At 71.5% G+C, this 25,978-nt stretch carries 22 protein-coding genes and 1 pseudogene; 12 read left to right on the plus strand and 11 right to left on the minus strand.

The window, feature by feature from the left end:
• Positions 1-172: 172 nt before the first annotated feature.
• Positions 173-1,279, minus strand: coding sequence for an XdhC family protein (locus ACWGJM_RS24925; protein WP_453413905.1), 1,107 nt, complete (start codon positions 1,277-1,279; stop codon positions 173-175).
• 187 nt (positions 1,280-1,466) lie between these two features.
• Here ACWGJM_RS24925 and ACWGJM_RS24930 point away from each other — a divergent pair, with 187 nt between their 5' ends.
• Positions 1,467-3,446 (plus strand): GTP-binding protein, encoded by a 1,980-nt coding sequence (locus tag ACWGJM_RS24930; protein ID WP_453414002.1) that lies wholly within the window; start codon positions 1,467-1,469, stop codon positions 3,444-3,446.
• A gap of 89 nt (positions 3,447-3,535) precedes the next feature.
• Positions 3,536-5,395 (plus strand): cellulase family glycosylhydrolase, encoded by a 1,860-nt coding sequence (locus ACWGJM_RS24935; RefSeq protein ID WP_453413906.1) that lies wholly within the window; start codon positions 3,536-3,538, stop codon positions 5,393-5,395.
• Between the two features lie 54 nt (positions 5,396-5,449).
• Here the strand turns inward: ACWGJM_RS24935 and ACWGJM_RS24940 are convergent, their stop codons facing one another.
• The gene (locus ACWGJM_RS24940; protein WP_453413907.1) at positions 5,450-6,718 is read right to left on the minus strand and encodes a YncE family protein; all 1,269 of its coding nucleotides are present in this window, start codon (positions 6,716-6,718) and stop codon (positions 5,450-5,452) included.
• 138 nt (positions 6,719-6,856) lie between these two features.
• Between ACWGJM_RS24940 and ACWGJM_RS24945 the strand changes: the two genes are divergently transcribed.
• On the plus strand, positions 6,857-7,516 hold the full coding sequence (locus ACWGJM_RS24945; protein ID WP_453413908.1) for a TetR/AcrR family transcriptional regulator: 660 nt from the start codon (positions 6,857-6,859) through the stop codon (positions 7,514-7,516).
• Between the two features lie 251 nt (positions 7,517-7,767).
• On the opposite strand, the gene ACWGJM_RS24950 is transcribed toward ACWGJM_RS24945, so the two are convergent.
• Positions 7,768-8,997: a glycosyltransferase gene (locus ACWGJM_RS24950; protein WP_453414003.1), complete on the minus strand. Its 1,230-nt coding sequence runs from the start codon at positions 8,995-8,997 to the stop codon at positions 7,768-7,770.
• Positions 8,998-9,225: 228 nt separating this feature from the next.
• On the opposite strand from ACWGJM_RS24950, the gene ACWGJM_RS24955 reads away from it, so the two are divergent.
• Positions 9,226-11,193, plus strand: coding sequence for a ricin-type beta-trefoil lectin domain protein (locus ACWGJM_RS24955; protein WP_453413909.1), 1,968 nt, complete (start codon positions 9,226-9,228; stop codon positions 11,191-11,193).
• A 7-nt stretch (positions 11,194-11,200) separates the two neighbouring features.
• Here ACWGJM_RS24955 and ACWGJM_RS24960 read toward each other — a convergent pair whose 3' ends face one another.
• Both ACWGJM_RS24960 and ctaD read right to left on the minus strand, forming a co-directional pair.
• Positions 11,201-11,521 carry a hypothetical protein gene (locus ACWGJM_RS24960; RefSeq protein WP_453414004.1) on the minus strand — a complete coding sequence of 107 codons (321 nt, stop codon included), beginning with the start codon at positions 11,519-11,521 and terminating at the stop codon, positions 11,201-11,203.
• Between the two features lie 5 nt (positions 11,522-11,526).
• Positions 11,527-13,152: an aa3-type cytochrome oxidase subunit I gene (ctaD, locus tag ACWGJM_RS24965; RefSeq protein WP_453413910.1), complete on the minus strand. Its 1,626-nt coding sequence runs from the start codon at positions 13,150-13,152 to the stop codon at positions 11,527-11,529.
• Positions 13,153-13,258: 106 nt separating this feature from the next.
• On the opposite strand from ctaD, the gene ACWGJM_RS24970 reads away from it, so the two are divergent.
• Positions 13,259-13,807 carry an RNA polymerase sigma factor gene (locus ACWGJM_RS24970; protein ID WP_453413911.1) on the plus strand — a complete coding sequence of 183 codons (549 nt, stop codon included), beginning with the start codon at positions 13,259-13,261 and terminating at the stop codon, positions 13,805-13,807.
• The gene (locus ACWGJM_RS24975) at positions 13,800-14,774 is read left to right on the plus strand and encodes a CU044_5270 family protein (protein ID WP_453413912.1); all 975 of its coding nucleotides are present in this window, start codon (positions 13,800-13,802) and stop codon (positions 14,772-14,774) included. Before ACWGJM_RS24970 ends, ACWGJM_RS24975 begins: the two co-directional genes overlap by 8 nt.
• A gap of 30 nt (positions 14,775-14,804) precedes the next feature.
• Here the strand turns inward: ACWGJM_RS24975 and ACWGJM_RS24980 are convergent, their stop codons facing one another.
• From ACWGJM_RS24980 to ACWGJM_RS24990, 3 genes and pseudogenes are all read right to left on the minus strand, one after another.
• The gene (locus ACWGJM_RS24980) at positions 14,805-14,948 is read right to left on the minus strand and encodes a hypothetical protein (RefSeq protein WP_453413913.1); all 144 of its coding nucleotides are present in this window, start codon (positions 14,946-14,948) and stop codon (positions 14,805-14,807) included.
• A gap of 392 nt (positions 14,949-15,340) precedes the next feature.
• A complete protein-coding gene (locus ACWGJM_RS24985; protein WP_453413914.1) occupies positions 15,341-15,703 on the minus strand; it encodes a nuclear transport factor 2 family protein in 363 nt (120 codons plus the stop codon).
• A gap of 118 nt (positions 15,704-15,821) precedes the next feature.
• A pseudogene (locus ACWGJM_RS24990) lies at positions 15,822-17,606 on the minus strand (ABC transporter ATP-binding protein).
• A 157-nt stretch (positions 17,607-17,763) separates the two neighbouring features.
• On the opposite strand from ACWGJM_RS24990, the gene ACWGJM_RS24995 reads away from it, so the two are divergent.
• The 4 genes from ACWGJM_RS24995 to ACWGJM_RS25010 all read left to right on the plus strand — a co-directional run bounded on the left by ACWGJM_RS24995 (position 17,764) and on the right by ACWGJM_RS25010 (position 20,890).
• Complete coding sequence (locus tag ACWGJM_RS24995; RefSeq protein WP_453413915.1) at positions 17,764-18,849, plus strand: S-(hydroxymethyl)mycothiol dehydrogenase; 1,086 nt, start codon at positions 17,764-17,766, stop codon at positions 18,847-18,849.
• The gene (locus ACWGJM_RS25000) at positions 18,849-19,478 is read left to right on the plus strand and encodes an MBL fold metallo-hydrolase (protein ID WP_453413916.1); all 630 of its coding nucleotides are present in this window, start codon (positions 18,849-18,851) and stop codon (positions 19,476-19,478) included. Before ACWGJM_RS24995 ends, ACWGJM_RS25000 begins: the two co-directional genes overlap by 1 nt.
• 28 nt (positions 19,479-19,506) lie before the next feature.
• Positions 19,507-19,875 (plus strand): DUF4180 domain-containing protein, encoded by a 369-nt coding sequence (locus ACWGJM_RS25005; RefSeq protein ID WP_453413917.1) that lies wholly within the window; start codon positions 19,507-19,509, stop codon positions 19,873-19,875.
• A gap of 100 nt (positions 19,876-19,975) precedes the next feature.
• Entirely contained in the window at positions 19,976-20,890 is a 915-nt protein-coding gene (locus tag ACWGJM_RS25010; RefSeq protein WP_453413918.1) for an SDR family oxidoreductase, read from the plus strand.
• Positions 20,891-21,052: 162 nt separating this feature from the next.
• Here the strand turns inward: ACWGJM_RS25010 and ACWGJM_RS25015 are convergent, their stop codons facing one another.
• Positions 21,053-21,592 (minus strand): hypothetical protein, encoded by a 540-nt coding sequence (locus tag ACWGJM_RS25015; protein WP_453413919.1) that lies wholly within the window; start codon positions 21,590-21,592, stop codon positions 21,053-21,055.
• 50 nt (positions 21,593-21,642) lie between these two features.
• On the opposite strand from ACWGJM_RS25015, the gene ACWGJM_RS25020 reads away from it, so the two are divergent.
• Positions 21,643-22,431 carry an SDR family NAD(P)-dependent oxidoreductase gene (locus ACWGJM_RS25020; RefSeq protein WP_453413920.1) on the plus strand — a complete coding sequence of 263 codons (789 nt, stop codon included), beginning with the start codon at positions 21,643-21,645 and terminating at the stop codon, positions 22,429-22,431.
• Between the two features lie 4 nt (positions 22,432-22,435).
• On the opposite strand, the gene ACWGJM_RS25025 is transcribed toward ACWGJM_RS25020, so the two are convergent.
• The gene (locus tag ACWGJM_RS25025) at positions 22,436-23,824 is read right to left on the minus strand and encodes a pyridoxal phosphate-dependent decarboxylase family protein (protein ID WP_453413921.1); all 1,389 of its coding nucleotides are present in this window, start codon (positions 23,822-23,824) and stop codon (positions 22,436-22,438) included.
• 189 nt (positions 23,825-24,013) lie between these two features.
• Between ACWGJM_RS25025 and ACWGJM_RS25030 the strand changes: the two genes are divergently transcribed.
• Positions 24,014-24,709 (plus strand): L,D-transpeptidase, encoded by a 696-nt coding sequence (locus ACWGJM_RS25030; protein ID WP_453413922.1) that lies wholly within the window; start codon positions 24,014-24,016, stop codon positions 24,707-24,709.
• A 4-nt stretch (positions 24,710-24,713) separates the two neighbouring features.
• Here ACWGJM_RS25030 and ACWGJM_RS25035 read toward each other — a convergent pair whose 3' ends face one another.
• Entirely contained in the window at positions 24,714-25,925 is a 1,212-nt protein-coding gene (locus ACWGJM_RS25035; protein ID WP_453413923.1) for a Gfo/Idh/MocA family protein, read from the minus strand.
• Positions 25,926-25,978 lie beyond the last annotated feature (53 nt).

Genomic DNA, 25,978 nt, shown 5'->3' on the forward strand with positions numbered 1-25,978 from the left:
GATTGGGGACGACCCGGGCACTGTGGATGATGCGCTGTCACGGACCTCCTTCCGGGAAGTGCCGTAGACGGACATGCATGCCATCCGTTGCTGTTGCGCCGCCTACCCGTCCCCGCGTCGCCTCACACACCGATTACGTCAATGTCCGGAAAAAAATCCCCGGGCACCGTTTCTACGCCCGCCCCCGCGGATGAACGGCACCCTCTGTCACCGTCAGCGGCGCTCCGCTCCCGCCCCAGCGCAGCGCGACGATCTCGGCGGCCACCGACACGGCGACCTCCTCCGGTGTGCGGGCCCCGAGGTCCAGGCCCAGGGGAGAGCGCAGCCGGGACAGCGCGGCCGGAACGAGCCCGGCCTCGGCCAGGTGCCGCATCCGGTCGGCATGGGTGCGGCGGCTGCCCATCGCCCCGACGTACGCGGCGGGCCGGCGCAGCGCTTCCCGCAGCAGCGGCACGTCGAACTTGGGGTCGTGGGTGAGCACGCAGATCACCGTGTGCTCGTCGGTGTCCGTGCCGCGCAGATAGCGGTGCGGCCAGTCCACGACGACCTCGACGCCCTCCGGGAACCGGGCCGGGGTGGCGAACACCGGCCGGGCGTCGCACACGGTGACCCGGTAGCCGAGGAAGGCGCCGATGCGGGCCACCGCGGCGGCGTAGTCGATGGCGCCGAACACCAGCATCCGCGGCGGCGGCGCGAAGGAGTGCAGGAACACGGTGACGGAGTCCTCGCGGCGCTCCCCGCGCGGCCCGTAGTGCCTCAGGGCCGTCGCGCCCAGCGCCAGCTCCCCCCGCGCGTCGGCGGCCACGGCCACGTCCAGTCCCCGCGAGCCCAGCGACCCGGCGGCCGTCCCGGGCCACACCGCGAGGGTCGCCCCGCGCGGCGCCGGCCCGTCGACCACACTCGCCACGGTCACCGGCTCCCCGTCCGCGACCGACGCGGCGACCGCCCCGAAGGACGGGTCCAGCTCGGGCGTGACGGGCCGGACCACCAGGGTGATCTCGCCACCGCAGGTGAGCCCGACCGCGAACGCGTCCTCGTCGCTGTAGCCGAAGGTCTCCAGCCGGGCCTCGCCGCCGGTGGCGGCCTCCCGGGCGAGTTCGAAGACCGCGCCCTCCACGCAGCCCCCGGACACGCTGCCCACGACCTCGTCGTCCGGGCCGACGGCCATCGCCGATCCCGGCCCGCGCGGCGCGCTGCGGCTGACGGCGACGACCGTGGCGAGCCCGAAGGGCAGGTGAGCGGTGTACCACCCGCTGAGCACCGGGAGAATGTCCCGCATCGTCGGCTCCTCCGCTCCTCCGCCCGCCCCCGCACAGGGTTGGTTGAACGTTAATCCGTTGGCGGGGTGGCCGCCGTTCTGCTGCACTGCACCGGTCGAGTTCCCCGAACCCCAGGAGCAGTGATGCGCGCACCGTTCATGTCCACCCAGGAAGGAATGGCCCACACTCTCAAGGACATGACACTTGGTGCACTTGCTCAATCTGGGGATCCTCGCGCACGTCGACGCGGGTAAGACCAGCCTGACCGAACGGCTGCTGCACACGGCCGGCGTGACCGACGAGATCGGCAGCGTCGACGCGGGCACCACCCGGACCGACACCCTGGCGCTGGAGCGGCAGCGCGGTATCACCATCAAGTCGGCCGTCGTCTCCTTCCCGCTCGACGGCGTGACCGTCAACCTCATCGACACCCCCGGTCACCCGGACTTCATCGCCGAGGTGGAGCGGGTGCTCGGCGTGCTGGACGGCGCGGTGCTGGTCGTCTCGGCCGTCGAGGGCGTGCAGGCGCAGACCCGCGTCCTGATGCGCACGCTGCACCGGCTGCGCATCCCCACCCTGGTCTTCGTCAACAAGATCGACCGGCGTGGCGCACAGGACGAGGACGTGCTGCGGGCGATGGCCCGCCGGCTCACCCCGGCCCTGGTGCCGATGGGCACGGCCACCGGGCTCGGCACCCGCACCGCCCGGTTCGTCCCGGGCCCCGGCCCGGCCGCCGCGCTCGACGTCCTCGCCGAGCACGACGACCGGCTGCTCGCCGCGTACGTGGAGGGCGCCACCGTCCCGCCCGGCCGCCTGCGCACCGTCCTCGCCGACCGCACTCGGCAGGCGCTCGCGCATCCCGTCTACTTCGGCTCGGCCGTCACCGGCGCGGGTGTGCCCGAGCTGGTCACCGGCATCCGGGAGTTCCTCCCCGGCGCCGGCGGCGACCCCGAAGGGCCGCTGTCGGGCACGGTGTTCAAGGTGGAGCGGGGGCCGGCGGGGGAGAAGGTGGCGTACGCCCGGATCTTCTCCGGCACCCTGCGCACCCGTGACCGGATCCCGTTCGGCGACGGACCCGAGGGCGGCAAGGTCACCGCGATCGGCGTCTTCGAGCACGGCACCGAGGTCCGCCGGGACAGCGTCGGGGCGGGCCGGATCGCCCGGCTGTGGGGCCTCGGCGGGATCCGGATCGGCGACACGCTCGGGACGGTGCGCGGGACGGCGTACGAACACCACTTCGCGCCGCCGACCCTGGAGACGGTCGTCGTCCCCGGGCCGGGCACGGACCGGCGGTCGCTGCACCTCGCGCTCACCCGGCTCGCCGAGCAGGACCCGCTGATCGACGTCCGGCACGACGAGGTGCGGGGCGAGACCTCCGTCTCCCTCTACGGAGAGGTGCAGAAGGAGGTCGTCCAGGCCACCCTCGCCGACGAGTTCGGCCTCGACGTCACCTTCCGGGAGACGACGACGATCTGCGTCGAGCGTCCCGTGGGCACGGGCGCGGCCGTCGAGTTCAACAAGAAGGACGGCAACCCGTTCCTGGCGACCGTCGGCCTGCGTGTGGAGGCGGCCCCGGCCGGCTCGGGCGTCGGCTTCCGGCTGGAGGTGGAGCTGGGCTCCATGCCGTACGCCTTCTTCAAGGCCGTCGAGGACACCGTCCGCGAGACGCTCGGCCAGGGGCTGCACGGCTGGCAGGTGACCGACTGCACGGTCACCATGACCCACTCCGGTTACTCGCCCCGGCAGAGCCACGCCCACCAGGGCTTCGACAAGAGCATGTCGAGCACGGGGGCCGACTTCCGCGGTCTCACCCCGCTCGTGCTGATCGAGGCGCTGCGGCGCGCGGGCAGCCGGGTGTACGAGCCCATGCACCGCTTCCGTATCGAGGCCCCGGCGGACACGCCCGGCGCCCTGCTCCCGGTGCTCGCCCGGCTGGGCGCGGTACCGGGGACCACCTCGACGCGGGGCGCCGTCTGTGTCCTCGAGGGCGCGGTCCCGGCCGCCCGGGTGCACGAACTCGGGCAGCGGCTGCCGGGGCTGACCCGTGGCGAGGGTGAGCTGGAGAGCGCCTACGACCACTACGCACCGGTCACCCGCGGGACGGTTCCCGAGCGGCCCCGCACCGACCACAACCCGCTGAACCGCAAGGAGTACCTGTTGAACGTGACGCACCGGGTGAGCGGTTGAGAGCTGAGGACCGAGGGGCGACCGAGCCCGAACTTACTCCAGAGTCAGAGGTGTTGACTGTGTCTTGACATCGCCGGACTGTAGTGGACATGTCGAAAATCCGGGCGCGTCTGATCGTTGTCCTGGTTGTCCTCTGCGGATCCCTGACGGTGGCGGGTGCCCAGCCCGCCACCGCCGCCACCCCTTCCGACTCCCTCTGGTTCGACGGCACCCCCCTCACCGTGCAGAACGGCCGCTTCACCGACGGCCAGGGCCGTGAGGTCGTCCTGCGCGGCTACAACGTCTCCGGCGAGACCAAGCTGGAGGAGAACGGCGGCCTGCCCTTCGCCTCGGTCGCCGACGCGCAGAAGTCCGCCACCGCCCTGCGTGCCCTCGGCGGCGGCAACGCGGTCCGCTTCCTGCTCTCCTGGGCACACGCCGAACCCGTGCGCGGCCAGGTGGACACCGCCTATCTGGCCGCCGTCACCGACCAGATGCGCGCCTTCCTCGACGCCGGCATCCGCGTCTACCCCGACTTCCACCAGGACCTCTACTCCCGCTACCTCTTCAACAGCGGAAGCTGGTACACGGGCGACGGCGCCCCCGAGTGGGCGGTGGACGCCGGGAGTTACTCCGCGGAGTCGTGCGGCATCTGCCTCTTCTGGGGGCAGAACATCACCCAGAACTCGGCGGTGACCAAGGCGCAGTACGACTTCTGGCACAACAACTACGGCCTCCAGGACGCCTTCCTCACCACGGCCCAGTCGACGATGGCGTACCTCGTCCAGCACCTGAGCGACGCCGAGTTCGCGGGCCTGGCCGGCTTCGACCCGTACAACGAGCCGTACGCGGGCACGTACGAGTCCGGTCAGACCAGCCGCACCTGGGAGCGGGACCTGCTGTGGCCCTTCTACCAGAAGTTCCGGGCCCGCATGGACGCGGCCGGCTGGCAGACCAAGCCCGCCCTGGTCGAGCCCAACCTCTTCTGGAACTCCAACATCGACTCCCAGAAGCAGGAGGGCGGGCTGCTGGACGCGGGCACCGTCGGCTCACGCTACGTCTTCAACACCCACTTCTACGACCAGAAGGCCATCTCCGGCATCCTGATGTGGGGCAAGGCGGGCGACGGCCAGTACGCCACCGACTTCGGCACGGTCCGTGACCGAGCGTCGGCAGCCGGGACCGCGGCCGTGGTGAGCGAGTTCGGGCACCCCTTGTCGGGCACGGTGTCGGACAAGGCGCCGACCGTGCTCAAGGCGATGTACCAGGCCCTGGACTCCCGTCTGCCCGGGGCGAGTTGGTGGTCGAAACCGGCCTCCTCCGGCCCGGTGCTGTCCGGCACCCAGTGGCAGTGGGACATCTACAACGGCCGTCACCACGAGCTGATGAACGACAACGCCGACATGGTGCTCACCTCCGGCGACGCCTGGAACGACGAGGACCTCTCCGCCGTACGCCTCGACGACTCCGGCACGGTGACACCGCGTCAGGACGCCCGTCTCCTCGACCGGCTCTACCCGGCCGCGACGGCGGGCACCACGCTCGCCTTCACCTACGAGGACCGCTCCCGGGACGGCTCGACGACCCTGACCTGGAACCCGGTGCCCAGCTCGTTGCCCAGTGTCTCGCGGCTGGTCGGCTCCGGCCAGTACGGGCTGCTGGTGTGGCGCTCGGGCAGCGGTACGGCACCCACCGAACTGCACCTTCCGGCGTCCTTCCCCACCTCGGCGACCACGGTCGTCTCCGACCTCGGCACCGCGTACGCGCCCCCGTCGTACACCGCCTCGACCCCGGTCGGCGTGACCCCCGAGCCGGGCGGCACCGGCAGCCGCCGCCTGCTGCTCACCGACGGCGACTCCGGGGTGCCGCACTACGCGCTGGTGACCAACGGCACGACGAGCACACCCTCCGCGGACCTGCTGAGCGCGGCGAAGTCCGAGCTCGCGGCCTGGGCGGCGGCGCACTTCTGACCCGTGTCGGCCTCCGGGGGCGTGCCGCCGCACCCCGGAGGCCGCGCGGGGACGTCAACTGCCCGACGGCCCCGTCCAGTCGGCCTGCACATGCCCCAGCCGGACGCGCTGCGGATGGTCGCCCACCGCCACGGACGTCACCTTCTGGCCGGTGGCGAAGTCGATGGCCGTGACCTGGTCGGCGCCGCTCTCGGAGATGATGCAGTCCTTGCCGTCGCCGCTGACCGTGGCCCAGTAGGGCTTGGAGGCGGTGACCAGCGGCCCCTCCTGGAGGGTCGAACGGTCGACGACGGTCGCGTAGTCGTCCATGGTGCCCGCCACGCACAGTTTGGTGCCCGACGGGTTCATCGAAATGCCATGGTGGCGCGAGTCGTTGACCCAGGTGGTGCGGTCCTCGCTGGTCGCCGGGTTCTTCGGCAGCGTCTTCATCCGGGTGATCTTGTCGGAGGCGACGTCGTACTCCAGGAAGCCGTTGAAGAAGGACACCTGGAAGTACATCTTCGACTCGTCGGGGGAGAAGACCGCCGGGCGGACGGCGTCGGAGAAGTCCTTCAGACCGAAGGCGTCCAGCCGGTCCCGCATGTCGATGATCTTGACCTGCTTGTACGTCGTCGCGTCCACCACGGTGATGTGGCGATCGCCCTTGGTCCAGTCCCAGCCCGGGTCGTCGAGGGAGGTGTTGACGTCCCCGATGGCCATGTTCCAGATGTACTTGCCGTCCCTGCTGAAGATGTTCTCGTGCGGCTTGTCGCCGGTGGCGAACGAGCCGAGCTGCTTGCCGGTGTCGATGTCGAGCACGTGCACGGTGTTCGCGGTCGACGCGGAGACCGCGACCCGGGTGCCGTCGGGGGAGACGGCCATGTGGTCGGCGCGGTAACCGGACACCGGGAAACGCCAGTTGATCTTCCCGGTGGCCAGGTCGATGGAGACCACGTCGGCGAAGCTCGGGCGGGAGACGACCACCGACTTGCCGTCGGGCGTGGAGTACATGTCGTCCGCGAACTGGTCGTGGCCCTCGCCTACGCTGTTGCGGATCGCCTGGAAGTAGATCCACTTGATCGGATCGGCGTTGATCTCCGCCATCCGCGCGTCCTTGTCCGGTATGACGTTGATCCGTCCGACCTTCGCGAAGTCCCCGGAGGACTTGATGACATCCGCGGTGCCGTCCCAGTTGTTGCCCACGAACAGCACTTCGCGCAGGGCGGAGGCGTCCGAGGCGACGGAGGCCGCGGATGCCGCGGACGCCGCCGTGGCGGGGGCGGCGACGGTCAGGACGAGGGCGGCGGCTACCGCGCAAAGGTGCCTGGATCTGAAGGCGGGCATGACTGCTCTCTCCTCTGAGAAATCTGAACACAGGCGCTTTCACAGTGAACTTACTGGAAGGTAAGGAGGGGGCGGCCTACTCGACAAGATGCGTGCACGACAAGATTGGCCATCGGCGGGATGAAGGAGGGGGGAAGCGTGGCGGGCAGGCTCAGCGCCCCGAAGGGCCGCTACGGCGGCAGGTCGGCCGAGGAACGGCAGGCCGAGCGGCGCCGCCGTTTCCTGGACGCGGCGCTGCAACTGTTCGGCGACAGCCCCGGTTTCCGCGGGACGACCGTCGCCGCGCTGAGCCAGGCCGCCGGTCTGTCGACCCGTCAGTTCTACGAGGAGTTCCGCACCCTGGAGGACGTGCTCGCCGCACTGCACCTGGAGGTCAACGACTGGGCCGAGCAGGCGGTGCTGGCGGCGCTCGCCGAGGCGGAGACGCTGCCGCTGGCCGAGCGCGTCACCGTGCTGTTCCGGGCCTACGCCCGCGACGTCACCTCCGATCCGCGCCGCATCCGCATCACCTTCGTCGAGATCATCGGCGTCAGCCCGCGCCTGGAGGAACAGCGGCTCGCCCGCCGCGCCCCCTGGGTCGACCTGATCTGCGCCGAGGCCACCGCGGCCGCCGCACACGGGGATGCCGCCCTGCGCGACTACCGCCTCGCCGCGACCGCGTTCATCGGCAGCGTCAACGGCCTCCTCCACGACTGGAGCGCGGGCTGGGTGGACGCCACCCTGGACGAGGTGGTCGACGAACTGGCCCGGCAACTCCTGGGAATCCTGCGGCCGGAGGGCTGGGACCGGGAGCGCTGAGTCCGGTCGCCAGGGCAGCAGCGGCCGGGCGCCGCCCGCCCTCTCATCGGTCATCCGGTCATCCGGTCAGCCGGTCCACCGCCTCCGTCACCGGTGCCACCCCCGTCCTCCGCCAGAGGTGCCGAGGGCCGGCGCTCGCCCTGCGTAGTCGTGGTCGTGGGTGGCCCAGGCGGGCGTGAGGGTGGGCGGGGCGTGCGTGGTCGCTGGGGCCGGGGTGATGAGTTCGGTCGTCGGTTCGGCGGTCCGTTTCCTCAGCCGGTCAGCCGGTCCACCGCCTCCGCCACCGGTGCCACCCCGTCCTCCGCCCGGATGCGGGTGCCGAGGGCCCGGGCCCGTTCGGTGTAGCTGCGGTCGCGGGTCACCTGGACGAGGGCGGTGGTCAGGGCGTCGGTGGTCAGGCCTCGCAGGGGTACGGCGGTGGGGGCCACGCCGAGGGAGGCCAGGCGGGCGGACCAGAAGGCCTCGTCGAACTGGACGGGGACGGGCACGGCAGGCACCCCGGCCCGCAGCCCCGCGGCGGTCGTCCCCGCGCCCGCGTGGTGGACCACGGCGGCCATGCGGGGGAACAGCGCGGAGTGCGGGACCTCGCCGATGGTCAGCATGTCGTCCCCGTCGGCCGCGAGCCCGCTCCAGCCCCGCTGGACGACCCCGCGCAGCCCGGCCCGCCGCAGCGCCGTCACGACCTGCTCGCTCACCCGCTCGGCGTCGGGCACCGTGGCGCTGCCCAGGCCGACGAAGACCGGCGGCGGGCCCGCGTCGAGGAAGTCCCGCAGCTCGGCGGGGAGCCGGGTGTCAGCGTCGTACGGCCACCAGTAGCCGCAGACCCCGAGTCCCGTCCGCCAGTCCCGGGGCCGCGCCACCACCAGCGGGCTGAAGCCGTGGTGCACCGGCCACCGCTGCCGCTCCCGTGCCCGCCGCCCGTCGGCGGCCCGCGCCGGCGGCAGCCCCAGCCGTTCCCGCACGGCCGGGACGGCGGCGGCGAAGATCCGCCCCTCGGCCAGGAGCACCCCGTGCCCGGCGATCCGGTTCCCGGTCCCGCCCCAGGAGCCGCCCCCGAGCACCGGCGGCGCGAACTCCCGTGTCGGAGTGAGCGGTTGCAGATACACGCCCATGCTCGGCAGGCGCAGCCCCTCGGCGATGGCGTGCCCGAGCGGTCCCAGTGAGCCGGACAGCAGCAGCACGTCGCTGGCCCGGGCCGCGGCCACCAGGTCGTCGGTCAGCCGGCCGACCAGCCGCCGTGCCATCTCCACCACGCGCAGCAGCTTTCCCGCGCCACTGGCACTGCGGTGCAGGCCACGCCCTCGCGGGGACTCCAGCTCCGCCCGCGGATCCACGGGCAGCGGACGGAACCCCACTCCGGAGCCCGCCACCAGTGGCCCGAAGCAGGCGTGAGTGACCAGGGTGACCTCGTGCCCGGCACGGCTCAGGCCGTGCCCCAGGCCGGTGTACGGAGCCACGTCGCCCCGGGATCCCGCCGTCATGATCGCTACGCGCACGACGGCCAGTATGGCGGCGCGGCACCCGCAGCGGCACGAACGACCCGGCGCGAGCGTCGACTTCACGCCTTCGGCTCTCGCCCGGTCACTCCTGTCGCATCCGTTGACTTGCCCCTCCGGCGGCTCTACGGTCGGCGCGCGACGCGTTCGGATTGCCGATCCGTGTTCGAAATATCGTGCACGCTGAAGAGTGTGAACCCCCGGAGGAGCCGCATGTACCCCCCACCCCGAACCCCGCGCCAAAGCCTCGTCCGACGGTGCAGAGCCGCGGCCGTACGCGCCCTCGCCCTGGCCCTGACCGCGACCGCCGCGCTGCTCTTCGCCCAGCCGGGCGCGGCGCAGGCCGCGACGACCCGTCAGATATCCGTCCCCACCGCTCCCATGGGCTGGGCCTCCTGGAACAGCTTCGCCTCCAAGATCGACTACAGCGTCATCAAGAAGCAGGTCGACGCGTTCGTCGCCGCGGGACTGCCGGCGGCCGGGTACAAGTACATCAACATCGACGAGGGCTGGTGGCAGGGCACCCGGGACAGCGACGGCAACATCACCGTCGATACGTCCGAGTGGCCCGGCGGGATGAGCGCCATCGCCGACTACATCCACAGCAAGGGCCTCAAGGCCGGCATCTACACCGATGCGGGCAAGAACGGTTGCGGTTACTACTACCCGACCGGCCGCCCCGCCGCCGCGAACACGGGCAGCGAGGGCCACTACGACCAGGACATGCTCCAGTTCTCGAAGTGGGGCTTCGACTTCGTCAAGGTCGACTGGTGCGGCGGTGACGCCGAGGGCCTCGACGCGAAGACGACGTACCAGTCCATCAGCGACTCGGTCGCCAAGGCGGCGTCGACGACCGGCCGTCCGCTCACCCTCTCGATCTGCAACTGGGGCAATCAGAACCCCTGGAACTGGGCGCCGGGCCAGGCCCCGATGTGGCGGACCAGCACCGACATCATCTACTACGGCAACAAGCCGTCGATGACGAACCTGCTGTCCAACTTCGACCAGACCCTGCACCCCACGGCCCAGCACACCGGCTACTACAACGACCCGGACATGCTGATGGTCGGCATGGACGGCTTCACCGCCGCCCAGAACCGCACCCACATGAACCTGTGGGCGGTCTCGGGCGCCCCGCTCCTGGCGGGCAACGACCTGACCACCATGACCTCGGAGACCGCCGCCATCCTGAAGAACCCCGAGGTCATCGCCGTCGACCAGGACGCCCGCGGGCTACAGGGCGTCAAGGTCGCCGAGGACACCACCGGGCTCCAGGTGTACGGGAAGGTGCTGTCCGGAAGCGGCAACCGCGCGGTCGTGCTCCTCAACCGCACCTCCGCGGCCAAGAACATCACGGTGCGCTGGTCCGACCTCGGCCTGACCAACGCCTCCGCGACCGTCCGTGACCTGTGGGCCCGGTCCGACGTGGGCGGTTACGGCACGAGCTACACGACCAGCGTCCCGGCGGGCGGCTCGGTGATGCTCACGGTCACCGGTGGCACCGAGGCATCGAGCAGCACGTACTCGGGAACGTCGAGCTTCACCGGGGTGGTCGCGGGCAGCACCGGCGTGAAGACCGTCGACGTCTCCTACACCAACACCGCCTCCACCGCCCGCACGGCCACGCTCCAGGTCAACGGCCAGGGCAGCACGACGGTCTCCTTCCCGCCCACGGGTTCGAGCGCGGGCACGATCTCCGTCGCGGTCGCCCTGTCCAAGGGCTCGTCCAACAAGCTCACCTTCTCGAACGCCCCGACGCTCGACTCCATCACCGTCAGACCGCTGCCCGGCACGAACGGCACCCTGGTCGTCGGCAAGCAGTCGGGACGCTGCCTCGACATCTACGACAACACCCTCACCAACGGCACCCAGGCCGAGCTGTGGGACTGCAACGGCGGCCAGAACCAGTCCTGGACGTACACCTCCCGCAAGGAACTCGTGGTGTACGGCAACAAGTGCCTGGACGCCTACAACCTCGGCACCACCAACGGCACGAAGGTCGTCATCTGGGACTGCAACGGCCAGGCGAACCAGCAGTGGAACGTCAACAGCGACGGCACGATCACGAACGTCAACGCCGGTCTCTGCCTGGACGTGTACGACAACGCCACGGCCAACGGCAGCGGGCTGGACCTGTGGTCCTGCAACGGCCAGACCAACCAGCAGTGGTCGCTGACGTAGTGACCGGCTAGACGAGGGCCAGCAGCACGAACCCCGCGGCCGCGGCACACGCCAGCAGCCAGCCGGCCAGCAGACGGCGCCGCAGGCCGCGGTACGTCTCCTCGTACTCGCTGCGCAACTCCCCGGCACGCTCGGCGGTGCGTTGCCAGGAGGCACGGGCGAGTGCGAGGTACTCCGCCTCGAACCGGCGCTCCAGCTCCGCCCGCTGACCGTCCGTCAGCCAGAGGAGCGGGGCGCTGAGGTCCGCGGCGGCCCTGCGGCCCTCCTCGCGGGCGGCGGCGAGGAGCAGATGGCCCTCGATGTCGTTGATCAGCGCCCGGGTGTCCATGGTGCTCACGCGGAGGTCACCTCCCTGTCCCGCGCGGGGGCCGGGGCGTGGTGCAGGTCGAAGGCCGGGGACTCGCTGCGGATGCGGGGAAGGGCGACGAAGTTGTGGCGGGGTGGTGGGCAGGAGGTCGCCCACTCCAGGGAGCGGCCGTAGCCCCAGGGGTCGTCGGTCTCGATCTTCTCGCCGTACCTGGCGGTCTTCCAGACGTTGTAGAAGAAGGGCAGCAGGGACGAGCCCAGCAGGAAGGAGAAGACCGTCGAGACGGTGTTGAGCGTCGTCAGGCCCTCGACCGCGAGGTAGTCGGGGATCCGGCGCTGCATGCCGTTCACGCCCAGCCAGTGCTGGACCAGGAAGGTGCCGTGGAAGCCGGCGAACAGCGTCCAGAAGGTGATCTTGCCGAGGCGTTCGTCCAGCATCCTGCCGGTGAACTTCGGCCACCAGAAGTGGAATCCGGCGAACATCGCGAACACGACCGTGCCGAAGACGACGTAGTGGAAGTGGGCCACCACGAAGTACGAGTCGGAGGTCGCGAAGTCGAGCGGCGGCGAGGCGAGCATGACGCCGGTGAGCCCGCCGAAGACGAAGGTGACGAGGAAGCCCATCACCCAGAGCATGGGGGTCTCGAAGGACAGGCTGCCCTGCCACATGGTGCCGATCCAGTTGAAGAACTTCACCCCGGTCGGGACCGCGATCAGGAAGGTCATGAAGGAGAAGAACGGCAGGAGCACGCCACCGGTGACGTACATGTGGTGCGCCCACACCGTCACGGACAGACCGGCGATCGAGACGGTCGCGGCGATCAGACCCGTGTAGCCGAACATCGGCTTCCGTGAGAACACCGGGATGATCTCGCTGACGATGCCGAAGAACGGCAGGGCGATGATGTACACCTCCGGATGGCCGAAGAACCAGAAGAGGTGTTGCCACAGTAGTGATCCGCCGTTGGCGGCGTCGAAGACGTGGGCACCGAACTTGCGGTCCGCCTCCAGGGCGAACAGTGCGGCGGCCAGGACCGGGAAGGCCAGCAGGACCAGGACACCGGTCAGCAGCACGTTCCAGGTGAAGATCGGCATGCGGAACATGGTCATGCCCGGGGCGCGCATGCAGATGATCGTGGTGATGAAGTTGACGGCGCCGAGGATGGTGCCGAAGCCGGAGAAGGCGAGGCCCATGATCCACATGTCGGCGCCGACGCCGGGGGTGCGGATCGCGTCCGACAGCGGGGTGTAGGCGAACCAGCCGAAGTCGGCCGCACCCTGCGGAGTGAGGAAACCGCCGACGGCGATGGACGAGCCGAAGAGGTACAGCCAGTAGGCGAACATGTTCAGCCGTGGGAACGCCACGTCGGGCGCGCCGATCTGGAGCGGCATGATCCAGTTGGCGAAGCCGGCGAACAGCGGCGTCGCGAACATCAGCAGCATGATCGTGCCGTGCATCGTGAACGCCTGGTTGAACTGCTCGTTCGACATGATCTGAAGGCCCGGCCGGGCCAGCTCGGCGCGCATCAGCAGCGCCAGTACGCCACCGACGCAGAAGAACGCGAACGACGTCGCGAGGTACAGCGTGCCGATCGTCTTGTGGTCCGTGGTCGTCAGCCACCGGACGGCCCTGATGTCTCTGATCCTCTTCACGCCCCGCCTGTGTCCGCGACCCCCTCCCGGCGTCACACCCCGGGGACGCGAGGAGAATCACGGAAACAGGTGTGACGATCGAGCGGGTGCCGGACACGAACCGAACATGAGCAACGACGAGACCTTCGCCGCTGCCTATCGCGAGCACTACTGGGCGGTCAGCCGCTATGTCGCGCGGCGACTGGACGGGCGGACCAGCGAGGTGGAGGAAGTGGTGGCGGAGGTGTTCACGGTCGCCTGGCGGCGCCGGGCGGACCTGCCGCCGTCACCGCTGCCCTGGCTGTACGGCGTGGCACGCAACTGCCTGGCGAACGCGGTACGCGGATACGGGCGCCGGCGCCGGCTGGTGGACCGGCTGGGCAACGACGAGACCGCGCACGGCAGGCACATCGTGGACAGCCCCGACGCCGAGGCCGCCGGCGCCTGGGTGCACGACGCGCTGGCCCGGCTCTCCCCGGCCGATCAGGAGGTGCTGCGGCTGACCGCGTGGGAGGAGCTCGGCGTGGACGAGGTCGCCGTCGCCCTCGGCTGCGGCAGACGCGCCGCCGCGATGCGCCTGCACCGGGCCCGCCGCCGGCTGAGAGCCGAGATCGACCGAACGCAACTTGCCGGCGCCGCCGCGGCGACAACCACCAAGGAACACCGCCATGGCTGACGAACTCGAACTGCTGCGCGGCGCCAACCCGGTGCCCGCCGACGGCCCCCACTTCGGCGACGGCCCTCTGGACCACCACGCCGAACGCCACCTGAACCGGCTGCTGCACGACTCCCACCCCGGCCGGTGCCGCCCGTACGCACGGCTCGCGTGGGGCCTCGCGGCCACCGCCGTCGTCGTGGCGACCGCCCTGGCCGTGCTGCTCGGCGGCCCCGGCCCCACCCTCGCCGTGGCCGCGCCCCGTCCGCTGGTGGTCGAGGCCGGCTCCAGGCCCGTACCGCTGGAACAGCTGGCCGAACTGGCCGCGGCGGCCGCGTCGGACGGCTCCCCGGGCCCGCGCAAGGGCACCCATGTGCAGACGTGGGCCATGGGCATGAGCGACGGCAAGCCGCCCGTCACCCTGCCCGAGGAACGCGTGGTCCGCTGGCGGGCGGACGACAGCCACACGGAGCTCGTCGTCGCGACCGACCCGCTGCACCCCGGCCGCCCGGTGCTCAGCGACGAGGGCGACGAGCCGCACCTGGTCGAGGACGGCCACGTCATCAGCAGGCAGACGTATCCGCCCAGCTGGAGCGACGCCCCGCCCGAGGCACGGCCCCCGCATCAGGTCGCCCGCCTGCGCGCCTACCTCACGGAGACCGCGCGCGCCGGGTCCCTGACGACCCCCGAACTCCTCGACGCCACCGCAGAGTTGCTGGACCACTGGACACTCGGCGCCCGCGAGTCCGCGGCGCTCGTCCGGCTCCTGGCCGACGCCGAGGACCTGCGTCCGGCCGGCCGGGTGACGGACCGGCTCGGGCGGCCCGGCCAGGCGTACGTCTACGACGGCAAGGGCAGCCGGCGCATGCTGATCCTGGACCCGGCCACCGGCACCGTCCTCGGCCTGGAGCTCATGGTGACCGCGGCCGAGCCCGAGTACGGCCTGAAGACCGGCGACGTCATGGAGTACAGCGCCTGGATGCGCTGACCCCAGGGCGGTGTCCTCGACCCGCCCGGCTCAGTCCCCCTCGGCGAGGAACCAGGTCGCCTGTGCCGCGAGCCGGGCGGCGCCGGGGGCCTCCGCCCAGCGGGCGACCTGCGCCGCCGGCGCCCTTGCCCCGGCCTCGTCCCCGGTGGCCCGGGCCGGCCCCGCCGGCAGCATCCGCTGGGAGAGCGTGCCGGGTACGGCGCCCTGGCCGGCGGCCGGCGCGGTGGCCGGAACCGGTCCTGTTCCAGGGGGGCTTCGGCCGCCGCCCGCGCGACGCGCGCACGGGCCTCGGGTTCGTCGGAGGATGCCGTCTCCAGCACGCGAGAGGCCCGCGCCTCACCGCGAAAGGGCGCGCCGCCTTCGAAGCGCACGCCGTCTCGGAGGACGCGGTCGAGGGCGCGCTGCTCGCAGCACTGACCGGAGAAGAGCGGCGGACACTGTCCGGCCTGCTGCGGAAGCCGGTCCTGGCCGCCGAGGCCGAGCGCGGCGCGCTTGTCCCAGAGCCGCCCGGGCTGAGAAGGTCCAGGTCAGCCGGGAGCTGACCTGGACCCGCGCGGTTCTGCTGCCTATTCGTCCCATGCCTGGATCATGATCTGCTCGGCGATCTTCCCATCGCGCAGAGTGATCATCGACTCCGCGAGGACCCGGACGCCGTCCGCGTACTCGCAGGACTCGGTGAAGGCGGCGCGTTCGCCCTGCACGACGCAGCCGTCCAGCTTGTGCGTCATGTCGCGGCTGTACACGTCGTCCAGCATCTCCGCGATCTCGCCGCGGCCGTGCAGCACCTTCGGGTGACTGGGCTGGGAGTTGCGGTCGATGATGCGGACCTCCGCGTCGTCCGTGTAGAGCGACAGCAGGGTGTTCTTGCCGCCCTCTATCCCTCGACGCAGGGTGGTGGTGTCGAAGGTGGAGCCTGTCGCGCTGCCCATGATGACCTCCTTCGAGGGCCCGCGACCCGAGGCGGAGCGGGCCGCGCCGGTCCCTCCTTCGAGACTCCTCCGCCCCCGCGGCCTCGGCAAGCGCAGGGGGCGCGCTCCGCACCCGGCGTCAGTCGGCCGTCGCCAGGAACTGTGTCGCCGCCAGTTCCGCGTACAACGGATCGGATGTCGCCAGTTCCCGGTGCGTGCCCAGCGCGCGCACCCGCCCCGCGTCCATGACCACGATCCGGTCGGCCATGGTGACCGTGGACAGCCGGTGCGCGACCACCAGGACGGTCGTGGACCGCGCCACGTCGGCGACCGTGTCCCTCAGGGCCGCCTCGTTCACCGCGTCCAGCTGCGAGGTCGCCTCGTCCAGGAGCAGCAGCCGCGGGCGGCGCAGCAGCGCCCGGGCGATCGCCACCCGCTGGCGCTCGCCGCCCGAGAGCCTGGTCCCGCGGTGCCCGACCAGCGTGTCCAGACCCTGCGGCAGCCGGGCGGCCAGTCCGTCCAGCCGGGTCGTCTTCACCACCCGCGCCACCGCGTCCTCGTCCGCCTCCGGATTGCCCAGCAGCAGGTTGTCCCGCAGGGAGCCGGACAGCACCGGCGCGTCCTGCTCCACGTACCCGATGGCGGACCGCAGCCGGGGCAGCTCCCAGGCCGCGAGGTCGCGGCCGTCGAGGGTGATGACACCGGAGTCGGGGTCGTAGAACCGCTCGATCAGCGAGAACACGGTCGTCTTGCCCGCGCCGGACGGACCGACGAAGGCCGTCATGCCGCGCGCCGGTATCTCGAAGCTGACCCCGTGGTGCACGTACGGCAGGTCGTCGGCGTACCGGAAGCGTACGTCCGTGAAGGCGAGCGAGGCCGGTTCGGCCCCGGCGGACGGCAACGGGACGGGCCCGGACGCCGGTTCGGCCGACAGCCGCAGTGCCTCCTGGATATGGGCGAGCGCGCCCGCGCCCGTCTGGTACTGGGTGATCGCGCCGACGACCTGCTGGATCGGCGACATCAGGTAGAAGACGTACAGCAGGAACGCCACCAGCGTGCCCACGTCGATCGAGCCGGTCGCCACCCGCGCCCCGCCGACCGCGAGGACCGTGATGAAGGCGATCTGCATGGCCGGCCCGGCCGTGTTGCCCGCCGCGGCCGACCACTTGGCGGCCCGCACGCTCTGCCGCCAGGACTCCTCGGCCGCCGCGTGCAGCGTGGCCTCCTCGCGGTGCTCCGCGCCCGACGCCTTCACCGTGCGCAGCGCGCCGAGGACCCGCTCCAGCGAGGCGCCCTCCCCCACGCTCGGCTACGCTCGCGCGGGGGTACCCCAATCCCCGACCGCGTCCTGCGCCCGCCGGCCGGCCCGGTTGATGCGCGGCACGATCGCGCCGAGCACCGTGCCCGCGCCCAGCACCACCGCCAGTGTCACGGCCGGCAGTACGGGGTCGACCAGGCCCATCATCACCACCGTGGCGGCGAGCGTGAGCCCGCCGGTGCCGAGCGCGACCAGCGAGTCGGTGGTGACCTCGCGCAGCAGGGTGGTGTCGGAGGTGATCCGGGCCATCAGGTCGCCCGGCTCGCTGCGGTCCACGGCGGTGATCCTCAGCCGCAGCAGGTACGACGACAGGGTGCGCCGCGCGCCGAGCACCACCGACTCCGCGGTGCGCCGCAGCACGTACGAACCCAGCGCGCCCACCACCGCGTTGGCGACGACCAGGCCCGCCATGCCCAGCAACGGGCCGGTGATCGGCCTGTCGTGCGCCAGGTCGCCGATGAGTCCCCGCGCCACCAGCGGCAGCGGCAGCCCGGTCACCAGCGAGAGCACCGCGCCCGCCAACAGGGCCCAGCGGTGGGGTCTTACGTAGCCGAGAAGCAGGCGCCACGCGGGCGGCCGATCCGTGTCCGTCGCTGCGTCGCTCACGGGGCTCCCTGTCCTCAGGAGGTGGGTGGATGCTCCAGGCTGAGTCGGTCGTGAGCTGGACGGAGAATCATTTCTCCGGTCGATGCCGCTCCCTGCGGTACTGATCAGTCACGCGTAGGGTCGTCGTGCAGGAGCATCGACGGAAGGAGCCGGCACCATGGCGCAGGAAGTACGCGGCGTGATCGCACCGGGCAAGGACCAGCCCGTGCGGATCGAGACGATCGTCGTACCGGACCCGGGACCGGGGGAAGCCGTGGTACGCGTCCAGGCCTGCGGCGTCTGTCATACCGACCTGCACTACAAGCAGGGCGGCATCAGTGACGACTTCCCCTTCCTGCTCGGGCACGAGGCGGCGGGTGTGGTGGAGTCGGTGGGCGCCGGTGTCACCGACGTGGCGCCGGGGGACTTCGTGATCCTCAACTGGCGTGCGGTGTGCGGCCAGTGCCGGGCCTGTCTGCGCGGGCGGCCCTGGTACTGCTTCAACACGCACAACGCGAAGCAGAAGATGACCCTGACCGACGGCACCGAGCTGTCCCCGGCCCTGGGTATCGGCGCCTTCGCGGAGAAGACGCTGGTCGCGGCCGGGCAGTGCACCAAGGTCGACCCGTCGGTCTCCCCACAGGTGGCCGGGCTGCTGGGCTGTGGCGTGATGGCCGGCATCGGTGCCGCGATCAACACCGGGAACGTCGGCCGCGGCGACTCGGTCGCCGTCATCGGCTGCGGCGGCGTCGGGGACGCGGCGATCGCCGGGTCCGAGCTGGCCGGCGCGGCGAAGATCATCGCGGTGGACATCGACGACCGCAAGCTGGACACGGCCCGGGAGCTGGGCGCCACCCACACGGTCAACTCCCGGCAGACCGACCCGGTCGAGGCGATCCGCGAGCTGACCGGTGGCTTCGGCGCCGACGTGGTCATCGAGGCGGTCGGCCGCCCGGAGACGTACAAGCAGGCCTTCTACGCCCGCGACCTGGCCGGCACGGTCGTCCTGGTCGGCGTGCCGACCCCGGAGATGAAGCTCGAGCTTCCGCTGCTGGACGTGTTCGGCCGCGGCGGGGCACTGAAGTCCTCCTGGTACGGCGACTGCCTGCCGAGCCGTGACTTCCCCATGCTGATCGACCTGCACCTCCAGGGACGGCTGCCGCTGGAGAAGTTCGTCACGGAGACCATCCAGCTCGACGAGGTGGAGAAGGCGTTCGAGCGGATGCACCATGGCGACGTGCTGCGCTCGGTGGTGGTGCTGTGATGACCGCGCGCATCGAACGCCTCGTCACCTCCGGGCAGTTCACCCTCGACGGCGGCACCTGGGATGTCGACAACAACGTGTGGATCGTCGGCGACGACCACGAGGTCGTCGTCATCGACGCGGCCCATGACGCCGACGCCATCGCCGAGGCCGTCGGCGACCGCCGGCTGACGGCGATCGTCTGCACCCACGCCCACAACGACCACATCGACGCCGCGCCCGCCCTCGCCGACCGCACCGGCGCCACGATCTGGCTGCACCCCGACGACCTTTCCCTGTGGAAGCTCACCCACCCCGGCCGGGACCCCGACGCCCACCTGGCCGACGGGCAGGTCATCGAGGCGGCCGGCGCCGACCTCACGGTGCTGCACACGCCCGGCCACGCGCCCGGCGCGGTCTGCCTGTACGACCCCGGCCTGGGCGCCGTCTTCACCGGCGACACCCTCTTCCAGGGCGGCCCCGGCGCCACCGGCCGCTCCTACTCCCACTTCCCGACCATCATCGACTCCATCCGCGACCGCCTCCTCACCCTGCCCCCGGAAACCAAGGTCCTCACCGGCCACGGCGACCCGACCACCATCGGGGACGAGGCACCGCACCTGGAGGAGTGGATCGAACGCGGCCACTGAGCTCCGCTCCGGCCATACGATCACGGGCATGACCACCAACACGCTCGAAACGCTCCACGACGTCCGCGTCCTGCGCTGCGCCTCCGACGGTCCGACCCTCGACGGCGAGGGCGCGGCGCTCGACCTGATCGGCGATGCCATGGGACACGACGCGGAGCTGGTCGCCGTGCCGGTGGAGCGGGTCGCGGACGAGTTCTTCCGGCTGCGGTCGGGCGTCGCCGGGGCGGTCGTGCAGAAGTTCGCCAACTACCGGCTGCGGCTCGCCGTCGTCGGGGACCTCTCCCGGCACGTGGCGGTGAGCACGGCCCTGCGGGACTTCGTCCACGAGGCGAACCAGGGTCGCCAACTCTGGTTCGTCGACAGCGACCAGCACCTGGAGGACAGGCTGCGCCACTGAAAAGGCGCTTGAAGAGACGCCGTAAAAGGCGACAGAAGGTGTCCGGCTTCCCGGCGACCCTGGACGGTGACAGCAGTCGTACGGGTACGGGAGGCCAAACATGCCGGGTCCGCTGGAAGGCAAGGTCGCACTGGTCGCGGGGGCGACGCGCGGGGCGGGGCGGGGGATCGCCGTGGAGCTCGGCGCGGCCGGCGCCACCGTCTACGCCACCGGACGCAGCACGCGCGCGCGGCGCTCGGAGTACGACCGCCCCGAGACCGTCGAGGACACCGCCGACCTGGTCGGCGAGGCCGGCGGCCGGGGCATCCCCGTAGCCGCCGACCACCTGGACCCGGCACAGGTCCGCGCCCTCGTGGACCGGATCGCCCAGGAGTCCGGGCGCCTCGACGTCCTGGTCAACGACATCTGGGGCGCCGAGCACCTCTTCGCCTGGGACACCCCGGTCTGGGAGCACGACCTCGACAAGGGCCTGAGGCTGCTCCGCCTCGCCGTCGAGACCCACGCGATCACCAGCCACCACGCCCTGCCGCTGCTGCTGCGCCGCCCGGGCGGGCTGGTCGTCGAGGTCACCGACGGCACCGCCGACTACAACCGCGACACCTACCGGGTGAACCTCTTCTACGACCTGGCCAAGGCCTCCGTCCTGCGCATGGCCTTCGCCCTCGGCCACGAACTCGGCCCGCGCGGCGCCACCGCCGTGGCCCTGACCCCGGGCTGGCTGCGCTCGGAGATCATGCTCGACACCTTCGGGGTACGGGAGGACAACTGGCGCGACGCCGTCGCCCGCGAGCCACAGTTCGCCATCTCCGAGACCCCGCGCTACATCGGCCGAGCCGTCGCCGCCCTGGCCACCGACCCGGACGTGGCCCGCTTCAACGGCACGTCCCTGTCCAGCGGAGGCCTCGCCCAGGAGTACGGCTTCACAGACCTCGACGGCAGCCGGCCGGACGCCTGGCGGTACCTGGTGGAGGTCCAGGACGCGGGCGAACCGGCGGACACCGCGGGCTATCGCTGACCGCGCGGACGCGGCAGTTCTCGTGGCCGGCCCGCTCGCTCCCACAGCTTCTGCTGGGCCTCGGCTGTCCTGCGTTCGCTTCCGCGGTGACCGGCGGCCGCCCGGACGCATGGCGGTGTCGGTCGGAGGTCCGGACGCCGACGTACCGGCCGGCACCACCGGCTACCGCTGACCGCTCTCCGACGGCAGTGGCCAGCGGGCCGAGTGGCCGGGTGGGAGTGCCAGGTCCTCTCGGACGGCCGTGTAGTAGCCCTCGCGGCCGGCCCGCTGCCGGTCCAGCAGTTCCTGCCAGGCCTCGGGGTCGCGTGTGCGTTCCCGCAGGAAGCGTTCCATCTCCATCGCCGTCACGACCCACACCCGGGCCTTCTCCACCACCGCCGGGCTGCCCAGCAGGAGCAGCGCCTCCCCGGCGGGGTCCCGGGCGAGGCCGGCCTCGGCCAGCAGGGGTGCCGCCTCCTCCGGGGACAGCGGATGCGGATGCGGGTCGTTGCCGAGGTGGGCGGCGACCCGGTACGTCAGCGTGACCGCCTTCTTCAGCGTGCGCGCATACTCGGCGTACACCGCCAGCCGCCGCTCCTCCCAGCGGGCCGCCTGCTCGCGCCGGAACCGTGCCTGGTCTCCCCGTACCACTGCCAGATACGAGCCGAGCGCGCCGATCACGACGCCGATCAGGGCGGGGAGTTGCTGTATGAACGCGGACATGCGCGCACGCTACCTGCCCTGTTGATCGTCCCGCCCGTACCGTCTGTCCCATGACCGATCTCAAGCGCTTCGCAGGACAGGGAGTTCTCGTCACGGGCGCCGCCCGAGGTATCGGCGCGGCCGTCGCCCGGCGCCTGGCCGAGGAGGGCGGACGGGTGCTGGCGACCGACCGGGATGTGCCCGAGGCGGAGCGGACCGCGGCCGGGCTGCGCCGGCAAGGGCTGGCGGTGGAGGCGTACGCGTGCGACGTCGCCGGCCGGGAGTCCGTGGAGGCGGCCGTCGCGCACGCCGTCGGCGCCTTCGGCTCGCTCGACGTGCTGGTGAACTGCGCCGCCCACTGCAGCCCGGACGTGCCGCTCTTCGAGGACGACCCCGACGAGGCGTGGGCCCGCGACCTCGACATCACCCTCACCGGGGCCTATCGCTGCTGCCGCGCCGCGCTGCCCCACCTCGCCGCCTCCGGACGCGGTGCCATCGTCAGCGTGGGCTCCGTCAACGGTCTGCGGGACTTCGGCAACCACGCCTACAGCGCCGCCAAGGCCGGCCTCGGCTCCCTCACCCGGACCCTCGCCGGGCACGCGGCGGCCCGTGGTGTCCGGGTGAACCTCGTGGCGCCGGGCACGGTACGCACCTCTGCCTGGGAAGGGCGGGACGACGACCTCGACGCCGTCCGCGCCCTGTACCCGCTGGGCCGGGTCGGTGAACCGGCGGACATCGCCGCCGCGGTCGCCTTTCTCGCCTCCGGCGACGCCGCGTGGATCACCGGCACCACCCTCGTGGTCGACGGCGGACTCACCGCCGTGCACACCGGGTTCCATGCCGCGGTCCATCAGCGCTGAGCGCTCAGGGCGCGGTTGCCGCCAGTACGTCCAGTACCCGCCGCGTATCGTCCTTGGTGGTACGCCAGTTGGAGAACGCCGCCCGCAGCCCCGGCACCCCGCCGTACACCGTCGGCGTCAGGAACGCCTCCCCGGAGTCCGCGACGGCCCGGGCCAGGGCGCCCACCCGCTCCGGCGTGGGATCGTCGGCGAGGGTGAAGCACACGACGTTGAGCCGGACCGGGGCCAGCAGCCGCAGCCCCGGCAGGGCGTCGACGGCCGCGCCGAGCCGCCGGGCGAGGTCGACGTTCCGCTCGACGATCTCGCGGTGGCCCTCGCGGCCGTAGGCGACCAGGGAGAACCAGGCGGGCAGGGCACGCAGCCGCCGGGAGTTCTCCGGGGTCAGGTGCAGGAAGTCGGGCTCGCCGCCCGGCAGGCCGAGATAGGGCGAGGCGTTGTGGAACACCGCCACCTGGAGGTCGCGGCGGCGGGTGAACTGGACGGCGGCGTCGTAGGGGACGTTGAGCCACTTGTGCAGGTCCACGCAGACCGAGTCCGCCCCGTCCAGCCCGTCCACGAGGTGCGCGTACGCGGGGGAGAGTGCGGCGAAGCCGCCGAACGCCGCGTCCACGTGCAGCCAGAAGTCGTACCGCTCCTTCAGGGCGGCGATCGCCCGCAGATCGTCGAAGTCGACGGTGTTCACGGTGCCCGCGTTCGCCACCACGATCGCTGGCCGGCCGCCCAGCTCCGCCAGCGCGGCGTCGAGCGCGGCCACGTCGACGGCCTCGCGGCCGCCCGGCAGCGACGGCACGGTCCGCAGCCGGCCGCGCCCGATGCCGAGGACGGACATCGCCTTGGGCACGCTGGAGTGCGGGCTGCCGGAGAGCACGTCGACCGGGCCGAGCGCGGCGGCACCGTCCCGGGAGACGTCCACGCCCAGCCGCTCGCCCAGCCACTCCCGGGCGATGGCCAGGCCCACCGTGTTCGACACGCTCGCCCCGGTGACGAACGCCCCGCTGTGCGCCTGACCCAGTCCGAACAGCTCCCGCAGCCAGGCCACCGTCTCGTGTTCCAGAGCCGCCGCCCAGGAGCCGGCGGAGCCGGAGACGTTCTGGTCGAAGGCGGCTGTCAGCCAGTCCCCGGTGACGGCGGCGGGCGTCGCACCGCCGGTGACGAAACCCAGGTAGCGAGGACCCGCCGAGCCCGAGAAGCCCGGCGCCCACCGCTCGGCGAACCACGCGAGGGCACCCTGCGTGCCCGTGCCCTCGGCCGGCAGGGGCGCTCCTGCCGGCGCCGCTTCCGAGTGGGCCACCGGCCGTTCGGCCAGGCCGCCCAGTTCCCGGGCGGCGAAGTCGCGTGTGGATTCCAGGAGTTGGGGGAGCCGGGAGAGGTCGTCGGCGAGTGTGGGGTGCATGAGCCGCAGCGTACGAGGGACGGGAGGCGGGCCACCCGGTCCACTTCGGGAAAACTGGCCTGATACACGGTGACGAAATTCACCGGTTCGTCACAGAGTGATTGTTCCTACAACCGTCATCACCAGGCATCGGTCTAGTTGTCGGGCATCGTGGGAACGATGCACGGGACAGAAGGGCGAAAGGTAGGCATGGGGGACATACGCAGACGAAGCGCTGTGGCGCTGGGCATCACCGGAATTGTGGCTCCGCTCACACTCGCACTGGGTACCGCTCCGGCGCAGGCGGCGAGTTGTACGACACAGGCGGGGCCGTACCAGAAGCAGGTGGAGAAGTTCCTGGGCCGTCCGGTCGACGGAAAGCAGTCCTCCACCGACTGCAAGGCGATCCAGGCCTTCCAGAACAAGCACGGCATCACGCCCGCCGTCGGCTACGCGGGTCCCGTCACCTGGGGCGTGATGGACCTCATGAACAAGCAGAAGGCCGTCGGGGACGACCCCGACAAGGACGGCAAGTGCCCGGTGAACAAGGGCCGCATCGCCTGTGTGAACCTCAGCCTCCAGCTGAGCTGGGTCCAGGACGGCGACAAGCTGGTCTACGGCCCGGTGCCGGTGCGCACCGGCCGGAACGGGTTCGAGACCCGCACCGGCCTGAAGAAGATCTACTGGCGTGACATCGACCACGTCTCGAGCGTCTACGACGTCCCGATGCCCTACAGCCAGTTCTTCGACGGCGGCCAGGCCTTCCACTCGGTGAATCTCAGCATGTGGAACCCGCCGGGCTCGCACGGTTGCGTCAACATGACCACCAAGGACGCCAAGAAGTACTGGTCGCTGCTGAAGACCGGCGACGACGTCTTCGTCTACGGCCGCAAGCCGGGCACCTGACCCGTCATCCCTGGGGCGCGTCCCCGAAGTCCGGGATCTCCAGCCTGACCCCGCCCTGCCGCGCGGACTCGTGCGCGACGATGCCCGGCAGGGTGTAGCGGGCCGCGACCCAGGCGTTCACCGACGGCAGGGTGCGGCTGCCCACAGCGGTCACGAAGTCGTCCACCAGGAAGTGGTGGCTGCCCTCGTGGCCGTTGTGCAGGTGGTCGAACTCCCTCGGCAGCCGGGACCGGTCGTGCACCGGCGCCGACCCGGAGGTGAAGGCCGCCCGCAGCTCCGGCGCGATGTGCTGGAGCGAGGGGTCGTCCGGCGACATCGTGGGCTTGGGCTCCAGCAGCTCCGAGATGTCCTTCACACCCTTCTTGTCCTGCCACAGCGCGACCGTGGCGAGCTGCTCCATGCTCGCCTCCGTACCGAAGAACCGGAATCGCGATTCGCGTATGTGGGACGGGTAGCCGACCCGCCGGAACTCGTTCGTACGGAACGATCCGCCGCCCGCCACCTCGAACAGCGCGGTCGCGTTGGAGAAGTCGTTGCCGAACTGGCTGACCTCCTTGTCGAACACGCCGTCCCCGCGCTCGTCGACCACGCCGATCGCCGACACGCTCACCGCGTGCGTCCCCCAGGCGCCGAGCACCCCGCCCACCGAGTGCGTCGGATACAGCAGCGGCGGATAGCTGGCGGTCGCCTTCCAGTTCTCGCCGCCGCTGTACTGGTACGCCTCGTAGAACCCCAGGTCCATGTCGTGGACGTAGTCGCCCTCGGCGTAGAACAGCCGCCCGAAGGCGCCCTCGGCGATCTGGTTGCGGGCGTGCACGGTCGCCGGGTTGTACTGGCTCGTCTCGCCCATCATGTAGGTCAGTCCGGTCGCCCGGACCGCGTCGATGATCGCCGCGATCTCCTCCGTGCTGATCGCCATCGGCACGGCGCTGTACACGTGCTTGCCGGCGTTCAGCGCCCGCAGGACCAGCGGGCCGTGGGTCCAGCGCTGCGTGAAGATCGCGACCGCGTCCACCGCCGGCGACTCCAGCATGGCCTCGTACGAGGGGAAGGTGCCCGCGAGCCCCTGCGCGGCGGCGAGCCGCTCGGCCCGCTCCGGCAGCAGGTCGGTGACGAACACGTCGCCGACTCCCGGGTGGGCCTGGAACAGCGTGGCGAACTGGCCGGAGAACTGTCCGGCTCCGACGATGCCGAGGGAAAAAGTCTTGGGTGCCATGGCTTTACTTTTGAAGCAGAAGAATCTAGGTGTCAAGGGTCCCGCAACTTCTT

The organism is Streptomyces sp. NPDC054834 (assembly GCF_053611185.1).